Source organism: Burkholderia sp. 9120, assembly GCF_000745015.1.
Classification (GTDB): Bacteria; Pseudomonadota; Gammaproteobacteria; order Burkholderiales; family Burkholderiaceae; genus Paraburkholderia.
On sequence record NZ_JQNA01000002.1, the window covers coordinates 611,503 to 629,487 of the forward strand.

Here is a 17,985-nt window from a genome sequence, read left to right on the forward strand (position 1 = left end):
CACGCAACGGAGTCTCCTATGAGTACGTACGACATGCTGGAGCCGGGCCCGCCGCCCGGCGGCGACGAAGACGCGGTCATGCGCGATCTGCTGCGCACGGTGATGGATCAGATCTGGTGGGTGCTGGGCATTGCCGGCAGCATCATTCTCGCCGCGGTGATCTATACGAAGATCGCCACGCCGATCTATTCCGCCGACGCGCTGTTGCAGGTCGACACGCAAAGCAATAACGGCGGCGCGCAGAACCCGAATTCGCCGTCGCTCGTGCCGACGGCCGGCCCGATGCATACCGACGCCGAGATCGAAATCATCAAGAGCCGCGCGGTGGTCGAACCGGTGGTCGAGCAGTTCAAGCTGAACTTCAGCACCTCGGCGAAGACCATGCCGGTGCTCGGCAAGATCACGTCGATATTTACGCATCCCGGTAAACCGCTCGGCGCTTTCCTCGGCATGCGTTCGTATGCATGGGGCGGTGAACAATTCGCGGTCGATTCGATCACGGTGCCGAAAGCGCTCGAAGGCGCGCGTCTGACGCTGCATGTGCTCGACGAAGGCCGCTATCAACTCACCGATGCGTACGGCGAGGAGATCCTGACCGGCGTGGCCGGTCAACCCGCCACCGGCAGCGACGTCACGCTGTTCGTCAAGAAGCTGGTGGCGCGCCCCGGCACGACCTTCTACGTGACCCGCTTCAACCAGCTCGACGCCGTGTCCGGTCTCGCCGCCGGCCTGCAGGTCAGCGAGAAAGGTCGCGACACCGGCGTCGTGCAACTGTCGTTCATGGGCACCGATCCGCACGCGATCACCGCGATCACCAACGCGGTGGCGGCCTCGTATCTGGCGCAGCGCACCGAGCGCGCGCAGGAAGAAGCGAGCCATATGCTCACGTTCCTGAACAGCGAGTTGCCGCATCTGCGCGACGAGGTGAAGAAGGCGGAGACCGCGCTGTCGCAGTATCAGTCGAAAGTGGGTTCGTTCCAGCCGACTCAGGAAGCCGGCGTGTATCTCGCCGGGGGCCTCGATTACGAAAAGCAGATCGCCACGTTGCGCATTCAGCGCGCGCAACTGCTGCAACGCTTCACGCAGGAAGCGCCGGAAGTGCAGCAGGTCGATGCGCAAATGGCCGCGTTGACGCGCGAGAAAGCGCGCTTCGAAGATCACTTCACCACGCTGCCGAGTTCCGAGCGCAATGCCCTCGCGTTGCAACGCGACGCCAAGGTCGCCGAGGAAATCTACGTGGCGCTGCTGAACAAAACCCAGGAGCTGTCGATTTCGCGCGCCGGCACGATCGGCAACGTGCATATCATCGACGACGCGTTGCTGCCGTCGCAGCCGGTGCGGCCGAAGTCCGCGCTGATCATTTCGGCGGGCACGCTGCTCGGGGTGATTGGCGGCATTCTGTTTGCGTTCTGCCGCCGTACGTTCTTCACCGGTGTGGCCGATCCCGAGTTCGTCGAGCGGCGTTTTCAATTGCCGATTTTCGGCTCGATCGCATTCAGTCCCGAACAGGCGCGCGCCGACAAGCAGTTGAGTGCCCAGCGCCGGGCCGCCCTGCCCGCGCCGCGCTCCACGCCGACCGAGGTGCCCGCGTTGCCGTCGGGTGTGATCGCACGGCTGCGGCCGGGTGCGACGGCGGCGGCAAGCAAGGCGCGCCGCCGCGCCAGCGTGCCGGTCGGCACGCAGACTGTGATTCCGTCCGGCAAGACGCCGATGCGGCCGCTGCTGGTCAAGACGCATCCGTACGATTCGACGGTGGAAGGCTTGCGCGGGCTGCGCGCCACGCTGCAGTTCGGCCTGCTCGAAGCGCCGAACCGTATCGTCGCGATCACGAGCCCGGCGCCGTCGGACGGCAAGAGCTTTCTGTGCGCGAACCTCGCCGCGCTGATCGCGGAGTCCGGCAAGCGCGTGCTGCTGATCGACGCCGATCTGCGACGCGGCCGGCTCGCGCAATATCTCGGCCGCTCGCCGAACGGCGGCTTGACCGAACTGCTGACAGGTCAGGTCGATCTGGAGACCGCGGCGCGCACGACCGGCGTGGACGGCTTGCACTTCATCGCGGCGGGCGCTTATCCGCCGAATCCGTCGGAGTTGCTGACGTCGGCGCGCTTCAGCGAAATCCTCGCGCGCTTCGAACAGGACTTCGATCTGGTGATCGTCGACACGCCGCCGCTGCTGGCGGTGGCTGATGCCGCGGTCGTTGCCAATCTGGCCGGTTCGACGGTGCTGGTGATGCGCGCCGGCGCTCATACCGAAGGACACCTTGCCGAAGCGCTGAAGAAACTGCGGCGTGCGCGGGCTCGCGTGGTGGGCGGGGTGATGAATGCGGTGCCGTTGAAGAGCCACAATCGCTACGGCACCTATGACTACGCGTACGCATACACGTATTCCGCCGGCGATCCGCCGGATATTCATGCGCCGCAGTAGGTGGGACGGTAGTTAGATCGGCAGAGCGTCAAACAGAAGGGGCTGCGCCTGAATCAGGCGCAGCCCCTTCTGGTTTTCTCGACGAGCGCGCAGCGTGGTTTGGGTGCGTGGCTTGAATGCATGCGCCGCACGCAAACCACGCTGCGCCGTTTTTACAGAAACGCGCTGACGTCGGTATGAAAACGCACGGCGAGCGCCTTGGCGACCTTTTTGCTGATCGCCCGCCGGCCCGCCAGGATATCGCTCACCACGGTGGGCGAAGCGATACCCATCAGATCCTTCTGCTTGAGCCCGTGCGTTTCCAGCAGATGCCGCAATACCTCGCGCGGCTCCGCTTTGGGAATCTCCACGTGCTGCTCTTCCCAGCGTTCGATCAGGTCGGTCACGATCGCGAACAGATCGGCGAGCGGATCTTCCTCGTCGCCGTTCAGATGATCGGCGAGCGAGTTGGCGACACGCACCATCTGCTGGTAATCCTGCTCGTTGCGGATGGGCATGATCGGCAACTGGGCTCGCAGCGCGACCCAGGTTTGAGCGATGTCGGGAAAGGCTCCCGGAAGGCGATCGGCATTCATGAGTTTAAATTCTTCCTCGTCCAAAGGTCGTACTCCGCATGCGTCAATACATGACGAACGAATAACGACTGCCTGTTGTAGTGAATCGCCGCGACGATCCGGAACCGGTTGCCGCCTACATCGAAAACGGTGTATTGCGGCGGCACGTAGTCCACGGCGGCGAACGTCTGCTTCAGGTCGTTATAGCCATACGCGAGGCAAGCCTGCGCCAGTGAATACCACGTCATTAGCGCACTGCGCGCACCCGGATGTCTGTTTATAAAGTCCAGCAACGCCTTCTTTGAAATAACCCGCATCGTATTTCCTCACCTGGTTTGGCGGGCTGAACATGCACGCTCTACCTGCAAGGCTAAACATTGCGGCACGGCGCCGATAGCTGGCCGGATGGCATAAGACAAATGCCTGCTGATCGGGTATTGCGGTACGACTGAAAGCATTTTATTCGCGTTGCGCGAACTTCGCAATATGCGAATAACGAGACAACCTGGCGACGTCGAACGGTCGCGCGGACTGCTGGCGGCGCATGCGTGCGCATCGTCGCGAGCAGACGCACACGTACGCGCACACACGCGCCGGTTTAAACCATATTCCTGCGCACGCGTGCTTCAACGTCCCCAACTGCTTTCCTGTGCCGGCTCGCCGGACCATCCCAACTCGGGCGCGGCGAGGTCCGGTTCGTTGCGTTCCACGATGCTAAGCCGTTGGCGCAGCCCGCCCGCGGCGATCGTGCGCGTGACTTCGGCCATGAACGCGCGCCGGAACACCGCCGCCGAAAAACGTTCGGCGTTCGCGCGACACGCGGCCGGCGTGATCTGGTCACGTTGCCGTTCGAAACGATCGATCGCGCCGAGCATCGACACCACGGTCTGGCGCGCGAAATACACGCCTGTGGGATACGGCTCGCCGATCGGCACCACTGTTTCGAGCGCCCCGCCCTTGCCGTACGCGATCACCGGTGTGCCGCAGGCTTGCGCTTCGAGCGGCACGATGCCGAAGTCTTCTTCAGCGGCGAACACGAACGCGCGCGCGCGTTGCAAATGGTCCTTGAGCACTTCGAAGGGCTGGTAGCCGAGAATCGTCACGTTCGGGCCGGCCTTGGCGCGAATTGCCGCCATTTCCGGCCCATCGCCGATCACGATCAATTGCCGGTGCGGCGTCGCGCTGAACGTCTCGACGATCAGATCGATGCGCTTATACGGCACCATCCGCGACGCGGTCAGATAGAAGTCTTCCTTGGTCGTGCACAGTTCGAATTCGTGCACGTCGACGGGCGGCGGCACCACGGCCGCATCACGTCGATAGGTTTTCATCACGCGTCGTGCGACGAATTGCGAATTCGCGATCAGACGATCGACGCTGTTCGCCGAATGCGAGTCCCAGCCGCGCAGATAGTGAAGCAAGGCACGCGCGGCCCATGACTTCGGGCCGGTCAGCAGATTCGCTTCACGCAGATATTGATGCTGCAGATCCCACGCGTAGCGCATGGGCGAATGCACGTAGCTCACGTGGGTTTGATCCGGGCCGACCAGCACGCCCTTGGCGACCGCGTAGGAACTCGTAATGATCAGATCGTAGCCGGACAGATCGAACTGTTCGACCGCGAGCGGCATCAACGCGAGATACGCGCGATAGCGCCGCCGTGCGAACGGCAGGCGCTGAATGAACGACGTGGTGACCGGTTTTCCGCCGAGCGGCCTGCGGTCTTCGAGGAAGTCGACAAGACTGAAAAGATCCGCGTCGGGAAAGCATTCGATGATCTGTTCGAGCACCTTCTCGGCGCCACCCGGTGCGACGAGCCAGTCGTGCACGATCGCCACTCTCATGATCTCCCCACCTATTGATAAACGCCTCCAGGGCTTAGCGAAGAGTGTAGGTGTCGCATCGTTTGCCGTGCGTGCGCGTGCCCACATTCGACGCGCGACAGTGCGCGAATAATTAAGCATCGCGGTTCGCCTCTTGCGAATCCGCGCCTCTCAATCACTCGCCTTCCTATGCGCCCGACGATCGACGCTTCGCCTCCTCTTCATGCTTTGCCGCGTATTCAGCCTGTACCGATCGAGACGTCTGGTGCGTCGCCTGCTTTGGGCGCTTCTGTGGGTTCTGCTGGCTCCGTTGCTTCCGTTGCGCCTGTCGCGCCTTTCGCTTCAGACTTAACGACGATCGAAGCCGCGCGTGCGCCCGTGTCGCCCACCGTGCTGTTCGTCGATCAGAGCGGACAGCTCGGCGGCGCCGAATTCGCACTGCTGCAACTGGCCGGACATTGCGCCGCCTACAGCGAAGTCGTGCTGCTGTCCGACGGTCCGTTCCGTTCGCGGCTCGAAGCGCTTGGCGCGCGCGTGCAGGTGATCAGCGATGCGCGCGTGTCGGGCATCGCGCGACACGCGTCGGGATGGAACTGTTTGCGCGTCCTACCCGGCATGTTTCGCCAGGTGCGGGTAATCGCCGCGCGCGCACGCGATTTCGACGTGCTGTTTCTTAATACGCAAAAGGCGCTGGTGCTCGGCGTGCTCGGCAAACCGCTGCATCGCAAACCGGTGATCTGGTATCAGCACGATATTCTCACGCGCAACCATTTCGGCCGCGTGCAGTTGAATGTCGTCAAATGGCTGGTGCGTTTCGCGGTCGATCAGGTAATAGTGAATTCGCAGGCCTCGGCGCGCTCGCTCGCGGCGTTGACGGGTGTCGCGGCGGACTCGGTGCCGGTGATCTACAACGGCATCGATGCGGCTGCGTTCAGCCGTGTGGAAGATGCTGATGGTGCCGACGGTGCCGTTACTAGTGCCGACGGTGCTGGCATCGCCGCGTTGCGGCGGCGGCTCGGCTTGCCCGCCGATGCGTGGCTCGCGGGTCTGTTCGGCCGGCTCGCGCCGTGGAAAGGCCAGCACGTCGCGCTCGACGCGATCGCGCGTTTGCCTGGGGCGCATCTTGTGCTGGTCGGTGCGCCGCTCTTTGGTGAGGACGCGTACGCGCAGCGCCTGCACGAGCAGGCAGCGGCGTTAGGGATTGCGGATCGCGTGCACTTCGCGGGCTTTCAGGACGACGTGCCCGCGTGGATGAGCGCGATGGATGTGATCCTGCACACGTCGACAGAGCCCGAGCCGTTTGGCCGTGTGATCGTCGAAGGCATGGCGGCGGCGCGCCCGGTGATTGCCGCCGCGGCGGGCGGCGTCACCGAGATCGTGCGGCATCGGCACAATGGCTGGTTGGTGAAACCTGGCGACGTCAGCGCATTGGCGGACGCGATCGGCGCGTTGCGGGACGATCCCGTACTCGCGCAGCGGCTTGCGCGACAGGCGCGGGATGATGCGCGGTCGGCGTTTTCGGTGGAGCAGTATCTGGAGAAGATGACGCAGGCGATCCGGCGGGCTGCGCGATGAGGCGGGAAGAAGCGTAGGTTGATGCGTGGTTGATGCGTGGTTGATGCGTGGTTGATGCGCGGTTGGTGCCTGGGTCGCGGCGCTAGTGGACGCGCGGACCGTCGTGGGGTTTTGAAACCCACTGAAGAATGCGCGCGCAAGCCTTTTTCAACAGACTCACGCGCGGCTCAAACGAAGCTCGATCAGTCCTTGCTGTACTCGATCGTTTCAACGCCAGTATCTGTACCGAGCAGGCACAGATTCGCGCCACGGCCTGCGAACAGACCCACCGTCACCACGCCCGGCCATGCGTTGACATGCATTTCCAGCGTGCGCGGATCGCTAATGCGCAGACCTTTGACGTCGATGATTTCGTTACCGTTGTCGGTAATGAACGGCACGCCTTCTTTCGTCACACGGACCACCGGCACACCGCCCAGCGCGGTGATGCGGCGGCCGATCGCGGTACGCGCCATCGGCACCACTTCGATCGGCAACGGGAAGTTGCCGAGCGTGTCGACCAGCTTGCTCGCATCCGCGATACAGACGAATACGTCCGACACCGACGCGACGATTTTCTCGCGCGTCAGCGCGCCGCCGCCGCCCTTGATCATCGCGCCGCTGTGGTCGATCTCGTCGGCGCCATCCACATACACGCGCAGCGAATCGATTTCGTTCAGGTCGAGCACCTTGAAGCCATGCGATTGCAAACGCGCGGTGGTGGCGAGCGAGCTCGACACCGCACCGCGATAGCGCGACTTGCTGGCGGCCAACGCGTCGATGAAACAGTTCGCGGTGGAGCCGGTGCCGACACCGATGATCGAGCCTTCCGGCACGGTGGCGTTCACGTAGTCGGCGGCGGCCTGGCCGACCAGTTGCTTGAGTTCGTCTTGAGTCATGGGAGAGGCTGGCGTGCAGTAAAAACGGCTAGTTTACCGGAGTGGCGCGTGGGGGCTCGGGGATTACTTCCGCGAATTACTTCTTCACCGAACGCTGACGCACCGCTTCGAACAGACAGACGCCGCTCGCCACGGAAACATTCAAACTCTCCACCGTGCCGGCCATCGGAATCTGCATCACCATATCGCAGGTATCGCGCGTGAGACGGCGCATGCCCTCGCCTTCCGCGCCCATCACCAACGCGACCGGACCGTCGAGCTCGGTTTCGTACAGGCTCTTGGTCGCTTCGTCCGCCGTGCCGACCACCCACACGCCCGCGTCCTTCAACTCACGCAGCGCGCGCGCCAGATTCGTCACGGTGATGTACGGCACGGTATCCGCCGCGCCGCTCGCGACCTTCGCCGCCGTCGCGTTCAACCCGACCGCGCGATCGCGCGGGGCGATCACCGCATGCGCGCCGGCGGCATCCGCCACACGCAGACACGCGCCGAGGTTGTGCGGATCGGTCACGCCGTCCAGCACCAGAATCAGCGCCTTACCGTTGATACCGTCGAGCAGTTCCGCCAGGTTCTGCGCGAGCGGCATGTCGGTCGCGCGCGCCACCACGCCCTGGTGACGCTCGGTGTGCGAGAGTCCCCACAGACGCGTTTCGTCGGCGGCGATCAGACGCACGCCGGCTTCTTTCGCCGTGTGCAGAAATTCGGTCATGCGACGATCTTTACGCGTTGCGTCGTAATAGACCTCTTCGACCGTCGACGCATCGTGACGCATACGCGCGGTCACTGCGTGGAAACCGTATAAAACCTTGAGACGTGACATGACTGATACAACCTTTGATTGAGCGCGACTGCAACGCGCGCTGCTGTGATGAAGACGAGCTTGAGTACTTGGCTGGGCGCTTCGTTACGCTACCCGCTTGCAGGTTTTGCTCGATTACTTGACCGCGTTAAAACGAACACCGCGCGCAACCGGTACGTTGCTCCGTACCCGATGCGCGCGGTTCTAAAACAAGGCCGCTTCAGCGCTTCTTGCGAGCCTGCGATTTCACTGCCGGTTTGGCCGCGGCGCCATGCTTCTTCGCCGCACCGCGCGCCGCGCGTGCTTCCTGCACCGCAGCGGTTTGCGCCGGCGCCGCTTTCTTGCGCCGTGCTCCCGGCGCGGAGGCGCCACCACCGCCGTCCATGGGCGGCAACGAGCGCACACGCGCCCCGCCGCTTTCACCCGACGACTTGTCGGCCAACGCGCCACGCGCTGCCGGCGGCTTGATCGGCGTATCGCGCACGAGGCGGAAGTCGATCTTGCGCGCATCCAGATCGACGCGGCTCACCTGCACGCGCACGCGATCCGACAAACGGTAGCGGATGCCGGTGCGCTCACCGCGCAACTCGTTCTTGATCTCGTCGTACTGGAAGTAGTCCGAGCCGAGTTCGGTGACGTGCACGAGGCCTTCGATAAACAGCGAATCGAGCTGCACGAAAATACCGAACGACGTGACGCCGCTCACCATGCCGCCGTACTCTTCGCCGAGCTTGTCGCGCATGAAGTAGCACTTCAGCCAGGCTTCGACGTCGCGCGAGGCTTCGTCGGCGCGGCGTTCGTTGGCCGAGCAATGCAGACCGAGCTCTTCCCAGATCGCCACATTGTTCGCGCGCGCCCGGCCGCGTTTTTCTTCGTCGGCCTGCTGCATGGCGCGAGCACGCGGCGACAGCGCCGTGTTCAACTCGACGCCTTGCGGCGCCTCCGGCTGATACTTGCGGCCCTGCAGGATCGCGTAGATCGCGCGGTGCGTAAGCAGGTCGGGATAACGGCGGATCGGGCTCGTGAAGTGGGCATACGCCTCATACGCGAGACCGAAGTGGCCGATGTTGTCCGGGCTGTAGACCGCTTGCTGCATGGAGCGCAGCAGCATGGTTTGCAGCATCTGCGCGTCGGGCCGTTCGCGGATCTGCGCCATCAGCGCGGCGTAGTCGCTCGCGTGCGGTTTGTCGCCGCCGGCCAGCGAGAGGCCCATGCCGCGCAGGAACGTACGCAGATTCTCGAGCTTTTCCGGGGTCGGGCCCGCGTGGATGCGGAACAGACCCGGATGCTTGTTGCGCTTGAGGAAATCGGCCGCGCAGACGTTCGCGGCCAGCATGCATTCCTCGATCAGCTTGTGTGCGTCGTTGCGGGTGCGCGGGATGATCTGTTCGATCTTGCCCTGCGCATTGCAGACGATGTACGTCTCGGTGGTGTCGAAGTCGATCGCGCCGCGCTTCTGACGCGCCGCGAACAACGACTTGTACACGCCGTACAGATTCTGCAACTGCGGCAGTAACGCAGCGCGGCGCGTGGCCTCCGGACCCTTGGTGTTTTTCAGCACCGCGGCGACTTCCGTGTAGGTCAGACGCGCGGCGGAATTGATCACGCCGGGGTAGAACTGATAGGCCTTCACTTCGCCGCGCGCGGTGACGATCATGTCGCACACCAGCACGCAACGGTCGACGTGCGGATTCAGCGAACACAAACCGTTCGACAGCTTCTCCGGCAGCATCGGAATCACGCGGCGCGGGAAATACACCGAGGTGCTACGTTCGATCGCGTCGGCGTCGAGCCCGCTCTTCGGATGCACGTAGTGCGAGACGTCCGCGATCGCCACGATCAGACGGAAGCCATCGCCACGGCCCACCTGCACCGGCTCGCAGTACACGGCGTCGTCGAAGTCCCGCGCGTCTTCGCCGTCGATCGTGACGAGCGGCACGTCGCGCAGATCGATGCGATGCCGCGCGTCCACCGGACGGACTTCGTCGGGGAGCCTGGCGGCTTCGTCGAGCGCGGCCTGGCTGAACTCGTGCGGCACGCCGTACTTGCGCACCGCGATTTCGATTTCCATGCCGGGATCGTCGATATCGCCGAGCACTTCCACCACGCGGCCGAGCGGCTGCGAATGACGGCTCGGGAAATCGGTCAGCTCGACCACCACCACCTGGCCGACCTTGGCCTTCTTGGTGTTCTGCTGGATCAGGATGTCGTGGCCGATACGCTTGTCTTCAGGCGCCACGATCAACGCGCCGTTCTCGTTCAGCAGACGGCCGATCACGCGCTTGTTGGCGCGGTCCGTGACCTCGACGATATGGCCTTCCGGACGCCCGCGCCGGTCATACCCGACGATGCGCGCGAGCACGCGGTCGTTGTGCATGACCTTCTGCATTTCGCCGGTGGGCAGGAACAGATCGTCCTGGCCGTCGTCGCGAATCAGGAAACCGAAACCGTCGCGATGACCTTGCACACGGCCCCCGACGAAGTTCGACGGATGCGTGAGTTGGTAGAGATTGCGCTGATCGAGCCGGATCTGGCCGTCGCGCTCCATGGCGCCTAAGCGCTTGAAAAATCCTTCGCGTTCCTGGCGCTTGATCGACAGGGCTTCGGCGATGTCGTTCGCGGCCAGTGGCGCTTCGCTCGTGCGCAGGACGCCCAGAATTTCTTCGCGGCTTGGAATCGGATACGGGAATTTGCTCAAGGGCTTGTCGATGATTTTTTCTCGTTGCATGGACGTCGGTCGGCGATGTGGCTCGGCTTTAGGAAGCGTTTGCTTGGCGCTTGAGTTGCACTTGCGATTGCACAGGAAAGACCCCTCTCGGGTCCGGCTCGTTCAAGGCTGAGTCCGACGGGCGTGTGTGCACCGTGCCAACGAACTACTGCGGGGCATTCTAACACCCGTCTCGTACGCCAAGCGGCCCGTCAATAGTCGCTGTGCCGTCGATATGACGTCGTCGCGAAACGCGTGCGGACTCGCTATCGCGATGTTTAAGCAAGTTCTTAGAAACTTCCCAGAAACGCTTGACAGGCCTGAATCGGTCGCTATAATGGCGTTCTTTGCAGTTCATCACCTGCCCAGGTGGCGAAATTGGTAGACGCACTAGGTTCAGGTCCTAGCGGTGGCAACACTGTGGAGGTTCGAGTCCTCTCTTGGGCACCAGATTCAAAAGTAAAGCCGCCTACGGGCGGCTTTACTTTTTGTGTGAGACTAGTTGATCCGGTTCCCGCGGTTGGGAAGCAATCGGGTAGTTTTCATGGAGTTGGCAGGACGGTAGTCGGTGGTGAAGTTTCACTTCGCCGCACGATTTAACCGGGCGGTTGAAGCAGCGAAGTTTGTTTGTCGGCAGGGTTGACACGCTGAATCTTCACGCTAAAATAGCGGTCTAGTTTGAACACGTGCCCAGGTGGCGGAATTGGTAGACGCACTAGGTTCAGGTCCTAGCGGTGGCAACACCGTGGAGGTTCGAGTCCTCTCCTGGGCACCACAAGTTGTTCCGGCTTAAGCCGAAAGTAGTTCGAGAAACCCCGTAAGATTAATCGTCTTACGGGGTTTTTTGTTTGTCCGAAGACTTTCGGCACCCTACTTCGTACCGACCTCCTCGCTGATCGGATCAGTCTCTTCCACAAGCATCGTTCGCTATTGGGCTCGACGCGTGTACGCTGCCGTCAACCGACGCATTCAGACTTGTGATGGCTTCGCAAGGCTCACACTGAGCTCTCGCGCCAGATCCGTGAGTGATCGGATGTGCGCCTCGTCACAGAAGCCCTGCCTGTTATGGCGAGTCGAACTCCGCTCCTTTAGAAGACTTTCCGTTGTCCGGTCGGCATAACGCCAAAAGCTATTCTTTTCCCGAAAGGAGCTATCGACGAACGTGGTGAATTTCGCCCTTTCGCCCTCCACCGGGTAAAAGTAAATCAGATTACTAAGTGCCGCGACGCCCGCGTCACACGTGAGCAACCACGTGTCCTGAACCTTGCCGTCGAGACTCTTACCATCCATCATCGCAGCACTTCGAATGTACATGATGTCTCGTGCTCCATTCAGAACTCTATCGACCCGCACTTCTCCTTTTCCTCCTTTATTAAAATTCTTCCGCACCGATCTGGATTTTTTTGTAAATTCATCGCCCGATTCTTCGGGCGAAACAAAAAAGCAGTGCTTCGCAACTTCTGTTTCAATACCCGGAATAACGTCGGCAACGCCATCCATATATTCAAGGTACAGGTCAAGCCTGGCCTCCGGCGATGCCTTTTTCTCATGGATAAGGATATCGTGGATCTTGAGTAGCGCGAGATGCGCAACAGAGAAAAGCTGTTGTTCCGATTCCGGTAAGAGCAGATATTTACGTGACCGGACACGATCTGTTCCGGCCGGAACGGAATTTGGAGCATCGACATACCCAGGCAACTCAGCTTTCAGAAAGCTCTCATACGAATCGACCAGCGCGTCCAGATAAGACTCGTCCGCCTCACCCAGAGCAAAACCCGCCGCTGTCAGCATGAAGGGGGTATCGAGATATTTTTTTATTGATTCGATATCGCCACGTAACTCTTCAGATCGACCAACGGCTGAACAGCCCAGATATTCCTTGAAACGATTGAGAATATTCAGATCCAATATCACGCATGTTTCGATGCCCGCCAACTGCTTCGCCGCCACCCTGACTGGACTCATTGCCGGCTGAGCATCAGTAGCCCTGCACGGTTTTAACAAAAAAACACGATCATCCATAGATGATTCCCCGATCACAAATAAACCACCACTATTCAAAAAATTTGCGAAATACAGCAACCTGATTTTTTGTCTTATTTCTTAGGGTAGCATTATAGAGGGGATTAAAATCATAGCGACCAGGCTTGGCGAACTCTATCGCAGGGGCCGCCCTGCAATGGCCTTGGAAGAAACCGCGAATGGGCGGGACGACGCGGCGAGTAGTAGGCCTTCGCGCCGACCGTATAACAACGTCCGCAAAGGCCAGAGGCCACGCGCAAAAAACTTATCGCGCTTTACTCCCCGCGCCCCAATTGAAACCGAAACCCAACTGCAGCGACGGCAACCACTTCGCGCACGCCTGAAAACCCAGATACGCGCCGCCGACGGCGAACAGCACAGGAATCAAAAAGTCCTGGCTCACGCGGGTAAATTCGAACATCAGCACGACAGCCGTAATCGGCATCTGCATCGAAGCGGCCAGAAACGCCGTCGCACCGACTACCGCGAAGCTGCCCAACGAGGCGCCCGGCCACACCAGACTCCACAGTCCGCCGAGCACGATCGCGAGCAATGCGCCATTCGCGAGTCCCGGCGTCAGCAAACCGCCTTCGGCGCCCGCGCGTAAACTGCTGACGGTGATCACGACCTTCAGCACCAGCAGCATCGCGGCGAGGCCGATCGTCAAGCCGCCGTCGAACGCGAGGCCCGCCGGTCCTTTGCCGTTGCCGAGCAGTTGCGGAAAATGCATGGCCAGCACGCCGACGATCGCGAAGTTCAGCAGCGACAACACCGGCAGACGCCAATCCTTCGGCGCCGCTGCGCGCGAACGCTTCGTGATCTCGGTGAAACCCCACGCCGCCGCACCGAAAATCGGCCCGCACACAACCGACCACACCACCAGCGACGCGCTCAGCGTCAGCGACGGCACGAGGTACTGATGCTCGTTGCCCAACCCCGCCTGCGCGACCAGCGCGGCCACCGCCGACGTCACGATCGCCGGCACCAACGCCGTCCAGCCGAATGTGCCGAGCAGCACTTCGAGCACGAACACCGCGCCGCCGAGCGGCACGTTATAGACCGCGGCAAGCCCAGCGCCCGCGCCGCACGCCACCATGATGCGACTCTGCGCGACCGACAACCCCGCCCGCCGCGACAGCCAGCCGGCCAGCATCGAGCCGATCTCACGCGGCGCCACCTCACGGCCGAGCGGCGAACCCAGCGCGACCGTGACGATCTGCAGCACAGCGTGAACGGTTGTGCTCAGCGGCGGCATTTGCGGATCGTCGGATTTGACGGCTTGCCGGATGCTCACGAGCGGGCGGCCGAAACGATACAGCGCCCACCAGCCGAGCCCCGCCACCAGTCCGCACAACATCAGCACGAGCACGCGACGCTCGGGCGCCGCGGCGCTCACGCCCTGCAGAAAACTTTCGCTGCTGATCAGATGGGTGACGCTATAACCGTAGGCAAGGTGCTGAATGCCGTGCAGCAGCAACGCGAGCAACATGCCGCCGAGACCGGCGCCGAGGCCGGTCAGCAAGGTGACCACGGCCAGCGCCGGCAGCGAACCCCGTTCGCGGCGCACCGGTTGTGAAGTGAGGGATTTGACGGACATAGCGCGTAAGCGGAAGCAAAAGGGGAGAGAATTTCGCCATATTATTTCGCAACGCAGCATGAGTCCAATTAATTTTTAATATCGACTAATGCGCTTAACGCATAGGTTAGACGCCCTGCCTTTCGGGCGTGGTTGTTTCGGTGGGGGCCGCTTGCGCGTCACCGAAACAACAACGCAATCCGCCCGACTCAATGCATCGACACAACGAAGATCGACACCACGCACGCCACGCCGACAAACCACGCCAGCGAACGCAGCGACGCCATATTCGCGACATAAAACACGCCATGCAGCACACGGGCGACGACAAACGCAATCGCCAGCGCGTCGACCCTCGTGCTCGCCCCGCCCGCCTGGGCGGCCACGACGATCGCAGCAGTGAACATCGCCAGCGCTTCCCACGCGTTCTGATGCGCGGCTTGCGCACGCGCGCGCCAGCCGTCGAGTCCGGCGAGATACGCACGCGGTGCACGGTTGTCGTAACGCTTGCTGCCTTTCGCGAGCATCGTCCACGGAAACGGCAGCAGCGCAACAATCAGCAGGCATAGATGCGGAATGGTCATAGTTTGCTGGTCTCCCCTGTCAATGTAGTCACCGCAGCGCGGACGCCGTGAGCCGCTGTTATACCCGCCGTCTTCGCACGCCGCCAACCGGAATCATGCGAGCGGCGCCTCTATCCGCGCCCGCCATGCAGCTATCAAATCGACCCTTTCCCGACTCGAACCGACATTAAACAAACATTACAAATAACCAACTTAAAATAAAACAGAATCAATACAATAATTACATTAACCAAACATAAAGCCTGCATCGCAATGCGGCATCAATTCCGTTCCAGGGATTAATACGGATAAAAGTGCGTTCATTCATGCAAGCGCTTAACGCTCGGCGTACACTCGCTCAAAGCCCATGCCACGGGGCTGCGGGGCTGCAGAGCCGCCCGTCGTCACACACGGGTTATTAGAGACTCAGGAGAACAATCAATGAGCTGGACACGGGAACAGAGAAACGTCACGATCGCCGCCTATCTGGGCTGGACACTCGACGCATTCGATTTCTTTCTAATGGTGTTCGTATTGAAAGATATCGCGGCGGAGTTCAATACGAAAATCCCGGCGGTTGCCTTCGGCATCATGCTGACCTTGATGATGCGTCCGGTCGGCGCATTGATTTTTGGCTGGCTCGCCGACAAATACGGCCGCCGTCCCACGCTGATGGTCAACATCGCGTGCTTCTCGCTGCTCGAATTGCTGTCCGGCTTCTCGCCGAACCTGGCCACCCTGCTCGTGCTGCGCGCGCTGTTCGGTATCGCGATGGGCGGCGAATGGGGCGTCGGCGGCGCATTGACCATGGAAACCGTCCCGCCGAAATCGCGCGGCTTCGTCTCCGGATTGCTGCAGGCCGGCTACCCGAGCGGCTACCTGCTCGCGTCGGTGGTGTTCGGCGTGTTCTATCAATACATCGGCTGGCGCGGCATGTTCTTCGTCGGCGTGTTGCCCGCGCTGCTCGTGCTCTATGTGCGCGCGCACGTGCCGGAGTCGCCCGCGTTCAAGACGCTCGAAAAGAAAACCCGTCCGGGTCTGCTCGCTACGCTGAAGCAGAACGTCGGCCTGTCGATCTACGCGATCATTCTGATGACCGCGTTCAACTTCTTCTCGCACGGCTCGCAGGATCTGTATCCGACCTTCCTGCGCGTGCAGCATCAGTTCGACGCGCACACGGTGTCGTGGATCACGATCACGCTGAACGTCGGCGCGATTTGCGGCGGGCTGTTCTTCGGCTCGTTGTCGGAGAAGATTGGCCGCAAGCGCGCCATCTTTATCGCCGCGTTGATCGCGTTGCCGGTGCTGCCGCTGTGGGCGTTTTCGAGCACGCCGATTCTGCTCGCGCTCGGCGCATTCCTGATGCAGATCTCCGTACAAGGCGCATGGGGTGTGATTCCGGTGCACCTGAACGAAATCTCGCCCGATGAAATCCGCGCCACGTTCCCGGGTCTCGTGTATCAGCTCGGCAATCTGATCGCGTCGGTCAACGGCCCGCTGCAAGCGAGCGCCGCGGAAGCGCACGGCAACAACTACGCGCTGATCATGGGCACGGTGATCGGCATCGTCGCGGTGGTGATCGCGGTGCTAATTCCGTTTAGCCGCGAGCGTCGCGGCATCGACATGACGCAGTCGGCGAAAGAGGCCGTGGCCTAGATTCAAGCGTTCGAACTAAACAGCTATTTTGCTGGCCCACTCGCGGCCGCATTAGGGCACAATAGGCGCAAAGGCGGCTCGATCCGCCACGACGCGAAGCCAGCGTCGCATAGAGAATGCAGCTATAAGCAGGGCCAAACAGAGTAGCAACGCCATACGAGGCCGTTCCGATTTCGATCGGAACGGCCTTTTTTATTTCCGCGCGTTTTGACGCACCGCGCAAACCGGGAAAGCCAGACTTTCGTCAGGTCTTCTAGAGGAGTTAGTCCACAGCAGACACTTGATCGCAGTCCTCATCCTTCTTATCCTGAAAAAAACGGCTGTTTCAAATAAACATTTGAATCGCTTGTTTGCGGGCCGGACGCCCGGCAACTGGGAGACGCAACATGGCAGTTCGCACAACAGGCCGGCACGCCGGCGATACGAAGTCCCGCATCCTCGACGCCGCCGAAACCCTCTTTATCGAATGCGGCTACGAGGCGATGTCGCTGCGCCAGATTACTTCGCGGGCCGAAGTGAATCTCGCGGCGGTCAACTATCACTTCGGCAGCAAGGAATCGCTGATTCACTCGATGCTGTCGCGCCGCCTCGACAAGCTCAATCAGGAGCGTCTCAAGCTGCTCGACCGCTTCGACGACATGCTCGGCGCACGTCTGACCTGCGAGCACGTGCTCGGCGCGATGTTCATTCCGGCACTGCGTTTGTCGCGCGATCCGCGGGTGGGCGGCAAGGCGTTTCTGCGCTTGCTGGGGCGCGCGTATACGGATCCGTCGTCCTTCATTCGCGACTTTCTGAATGCGCATTACGAGTCGGTGGCCGTGCGCTTTTTCGACGCGTTTCAGCGTGCGTTGCCGCATCTGCCGCGCGAGGAACTCGGCTGGCGGTTGCACTTCGCGATCGGCGCGTTGTCGGGTGTGCTGGCCGGCACCGATACCGACAGCCTGATCTCCGAGTTCTCGCAGGGCAAGTCGATGAACGACCTGCAGTTGATCGCGCGTCTTGCGTCGCTGATGGTGGCCGCGCTCAAGGCACCGCTGCCCGACAGTACGCAACTCGCCGCGTTCGCCGCGGTGCTGGGCGACGCGACGGAGAGCGGTGCGGACTGTCCGCTGCAAAGCGCCGCGCAGGCGGCGAACCCCGCCGGCGTGACGCAATCGGCGCAATCGGCGCAAGGCGCAATGCAGTCGACAGATGCGGATGCAGCGGATACGCGCGACGACGAACATCGCGGCGGCGCGATGGACGCAAGTTCGTTTCAGCACGCGCTGCATGGCACAGCCTGACCGCAACACGCATGCGAGGCAAAGCAGAAGCAATGCAAACGCAACGCAAAAGCAAAGCACTACGTCGAGCAGTTCAACGTGGACGGCACCGTGACGGTCCGTCCACGCGCAACGCGGAATGAAAC

Annotated in this window: 13 protein-coding genes and 2 tRNA genes; 6 read left to right on the forward strand and 9 right to left on the reverse strand. The window is 61.7% G+C overall.

Features of this window, described 5'->3' with window-relative positions:
* Positions 1–18 precede the first annotated feature (18 nt).
* On the forward strand, positions 19–2,424 hold the full coding sequence (locus FA94_RS11035) for a polysaccharide biosynthesis tyrosine autokinase (protein WP_035550753.1): 2,406 nt from the start codon (positions 19–21) through the stop codon (positions 2,422–2,424).
* 152 nt (positions 2,425–2,576) lie between these two features.
* Here FA94_RS11035 and FA94_RS11040 read toward each other — a convergent pair whose 3' ends face one another.
* The 3 genes from FA94_RS11040 to FA94_RS11050 all read right to left on the reverse strand — a co-directional run bounded on the left by FA94_RS11040 (position 2,577) and on the right by FA94_RS11050 (position 4,822).
* A complete protein-coding gene (locus FA94_RS11040; protein WP_035550756.1) occupies positions 2,577–2,999 on the reverse strand; it encodes a helix-turn-helix domain-containing protein in 423 nt (140 codons plus the stop codon).
* Positions 2,996–3,226, reverse strand: a complete 231-nt coding sequence (locus FA94_RS11045) for a type II toxin-antitoxin system HigB family toxin (protein ID WP_231584926.1) — start codon at positions 3,224–3,226, stop codon at positions 2,996–2,998. Before FA94_RS11045 ends, FA94_RS11040 begins: the two co-directional genes overlap by 4 nt.
* A 378-nt stretch (positions 3,227–3,604) precedes the next feature.
* Entirely contained in the window at positions 3,605–4,822 is a 1,218-nt protein-coding gene (locus tag FA94_RS11050; protein WP_035550761.1) for a glycosyltransferase family 4 protein, read from the reverse strand.
* 357 nt (positions 4,823–5,179) lie between these two features.
* Between FA94_RS11050 and FA94_RS11055 the strand changes: the two genes are divergently transcribed.
* Positions 5,180–6,376 (forward strand): glycosyltransferase family 4 protein, encoded by a 1,197-nt coding sequence (locus FA94_RS11055; RefSeq protein ID WP_231584927.1) that lies wholly within the window; start codon positions 5,180–5,182, stop codon positions 6,374–6,376.
* Between the two features lie 182 nt (positions 6,377–6,558).
* Here FA94_RS11055 and rpiA read toward each other — a convergent pair whose 3' ends face one another.
* The 3 genes from rpiA to rnr all read right to left on the reverse strand — a co-directional run bounded on the left by rpiA (position 6,559) and on the right by rnr (position 10,781).
* A complete protein-coding gene (gene rpiA, locus FA94_RS11060; protein WP_035550766.1) occupies positions 6,559–7,254 on the reverse strand; it encodes a ribose-5-phosphate isomerase RpiA in 696 nt (231 codons plus the stop codon).
* 76 nt (positions 7,255–7,330) lie between these two features.
* Entirely contained in the window at positions 7,331–8,074 is a 744-nt protein-coding gene (gene rlmB, locus FA94_RS11065) for a 23S rRNA (guanosine(2251)-2'-O)-methyltransferase RlmB (RefSeq protein WP_035550768.1), read from the reverse strand.
* A gap of 199 nt (positions 8,075–8,273) precedes the next feature.
* Complete coding sequence (rnr, locus tag FA94_RS11070; protein WP_035550772.1) at positions 8,274–10,781, reverse strand: ribonuclease R; 2,508 nt, start codon at positions 10,779–10,781, stop codon at positions 8,274–8,276.
* 342 nt (positions 10,782–11,123) lie between these two features.
* On the opposite strand from rnr, the gene FA94_RS11075 reads away from it, so the two are divergent.
* Together FA94_RS11075 and FA94_RS11080 are read left to right on the forward strand one after the other, a co-directional pair.
* Positions 11,124–11,210 (forward strand) — tRNA-Leu (locus FA94_RS11075).
* Between the two features lie 238 nt (positions 11,211–11,448).
* Positions 11,449–11,535: transfer RNA gene (locus FA94_RS11080), tRNA-Leu, on the forward strand.
* 194 nt (positions 11,536–11,729) lie between these two features.
* On the opposite strand, the gene FA94_RS11085 is transcribed toward FA94_RS11080, so the two are convergent.
* The 3 genes from FA94_RS11085 to FA94_RS11095 form a co-directional block, all read right to left on the reverse strand.
* A complete protein-coding gene (locus FA94_RS11085) occupies positions 11,730–12,782 on the reverse strand; it encodes a hypothetical protein (protein ID WP_156126610.1) in 1,053 nt (350 codons plus the stop codon).
* Positions 12,783–13,047: 265 nt separating this feature from the next.
* Positions 13,048–14,379: a chloride channel protein gene (locus FA94_RS11090; protein ID WP_035550778.1), complete on the reverse strand. Its 1,332-nt coding sequence runs from the start codon at positions 14,377–14,379 to the stop codon at positions 13,048–13,050.
* A gap of 188 nt (positions 14,380–14,567) precedes the next feature.
* Positions 14,568–14,942 (reverse strand): MAPEG family protein, encoded by a 375-nt coding sequence (locus tag FA94_RS11095; protein ID WP_035550782.1) that lies wholly within the window; start codon positions 14,940–14,942, stop codon positions 14,568–14,570.
* 420 nt (positions 14,943–15,362) lie between these two features.
* On the opposite strand from FA94_RS11095, the gene FA94_RS11100 reads away from it, so the two are divergent.
* Together FA94_RS11100 and FA94_RS11105 are read left to right on the forward strand one after the other, a co-directional pair.
* Positions 15,363–16,577: an MFS transporter gene (locus FA94_RS11100; RefSeq protein ID WP_035550784.1), complete on the forward strand. Its 1,215-nt coding sequence runs from the start codon at positions 15,363–15,365 to the stop codon at positions 16,575–16,577.
* Positions 16,578–16,963: 386 nt separating this feature from the next.
* A complete protein-coding gene (locus FA94_RS11105; protein WP_035550786.1) occupies positions 16,964–17,860 on the forward strand; it encodes a TetR/AcrR family transcriptional regulator in 897 nt (298 codons plus the stop codon).
* Positions 17,861–17,985 lie beyond the last annotated feature (125 nt).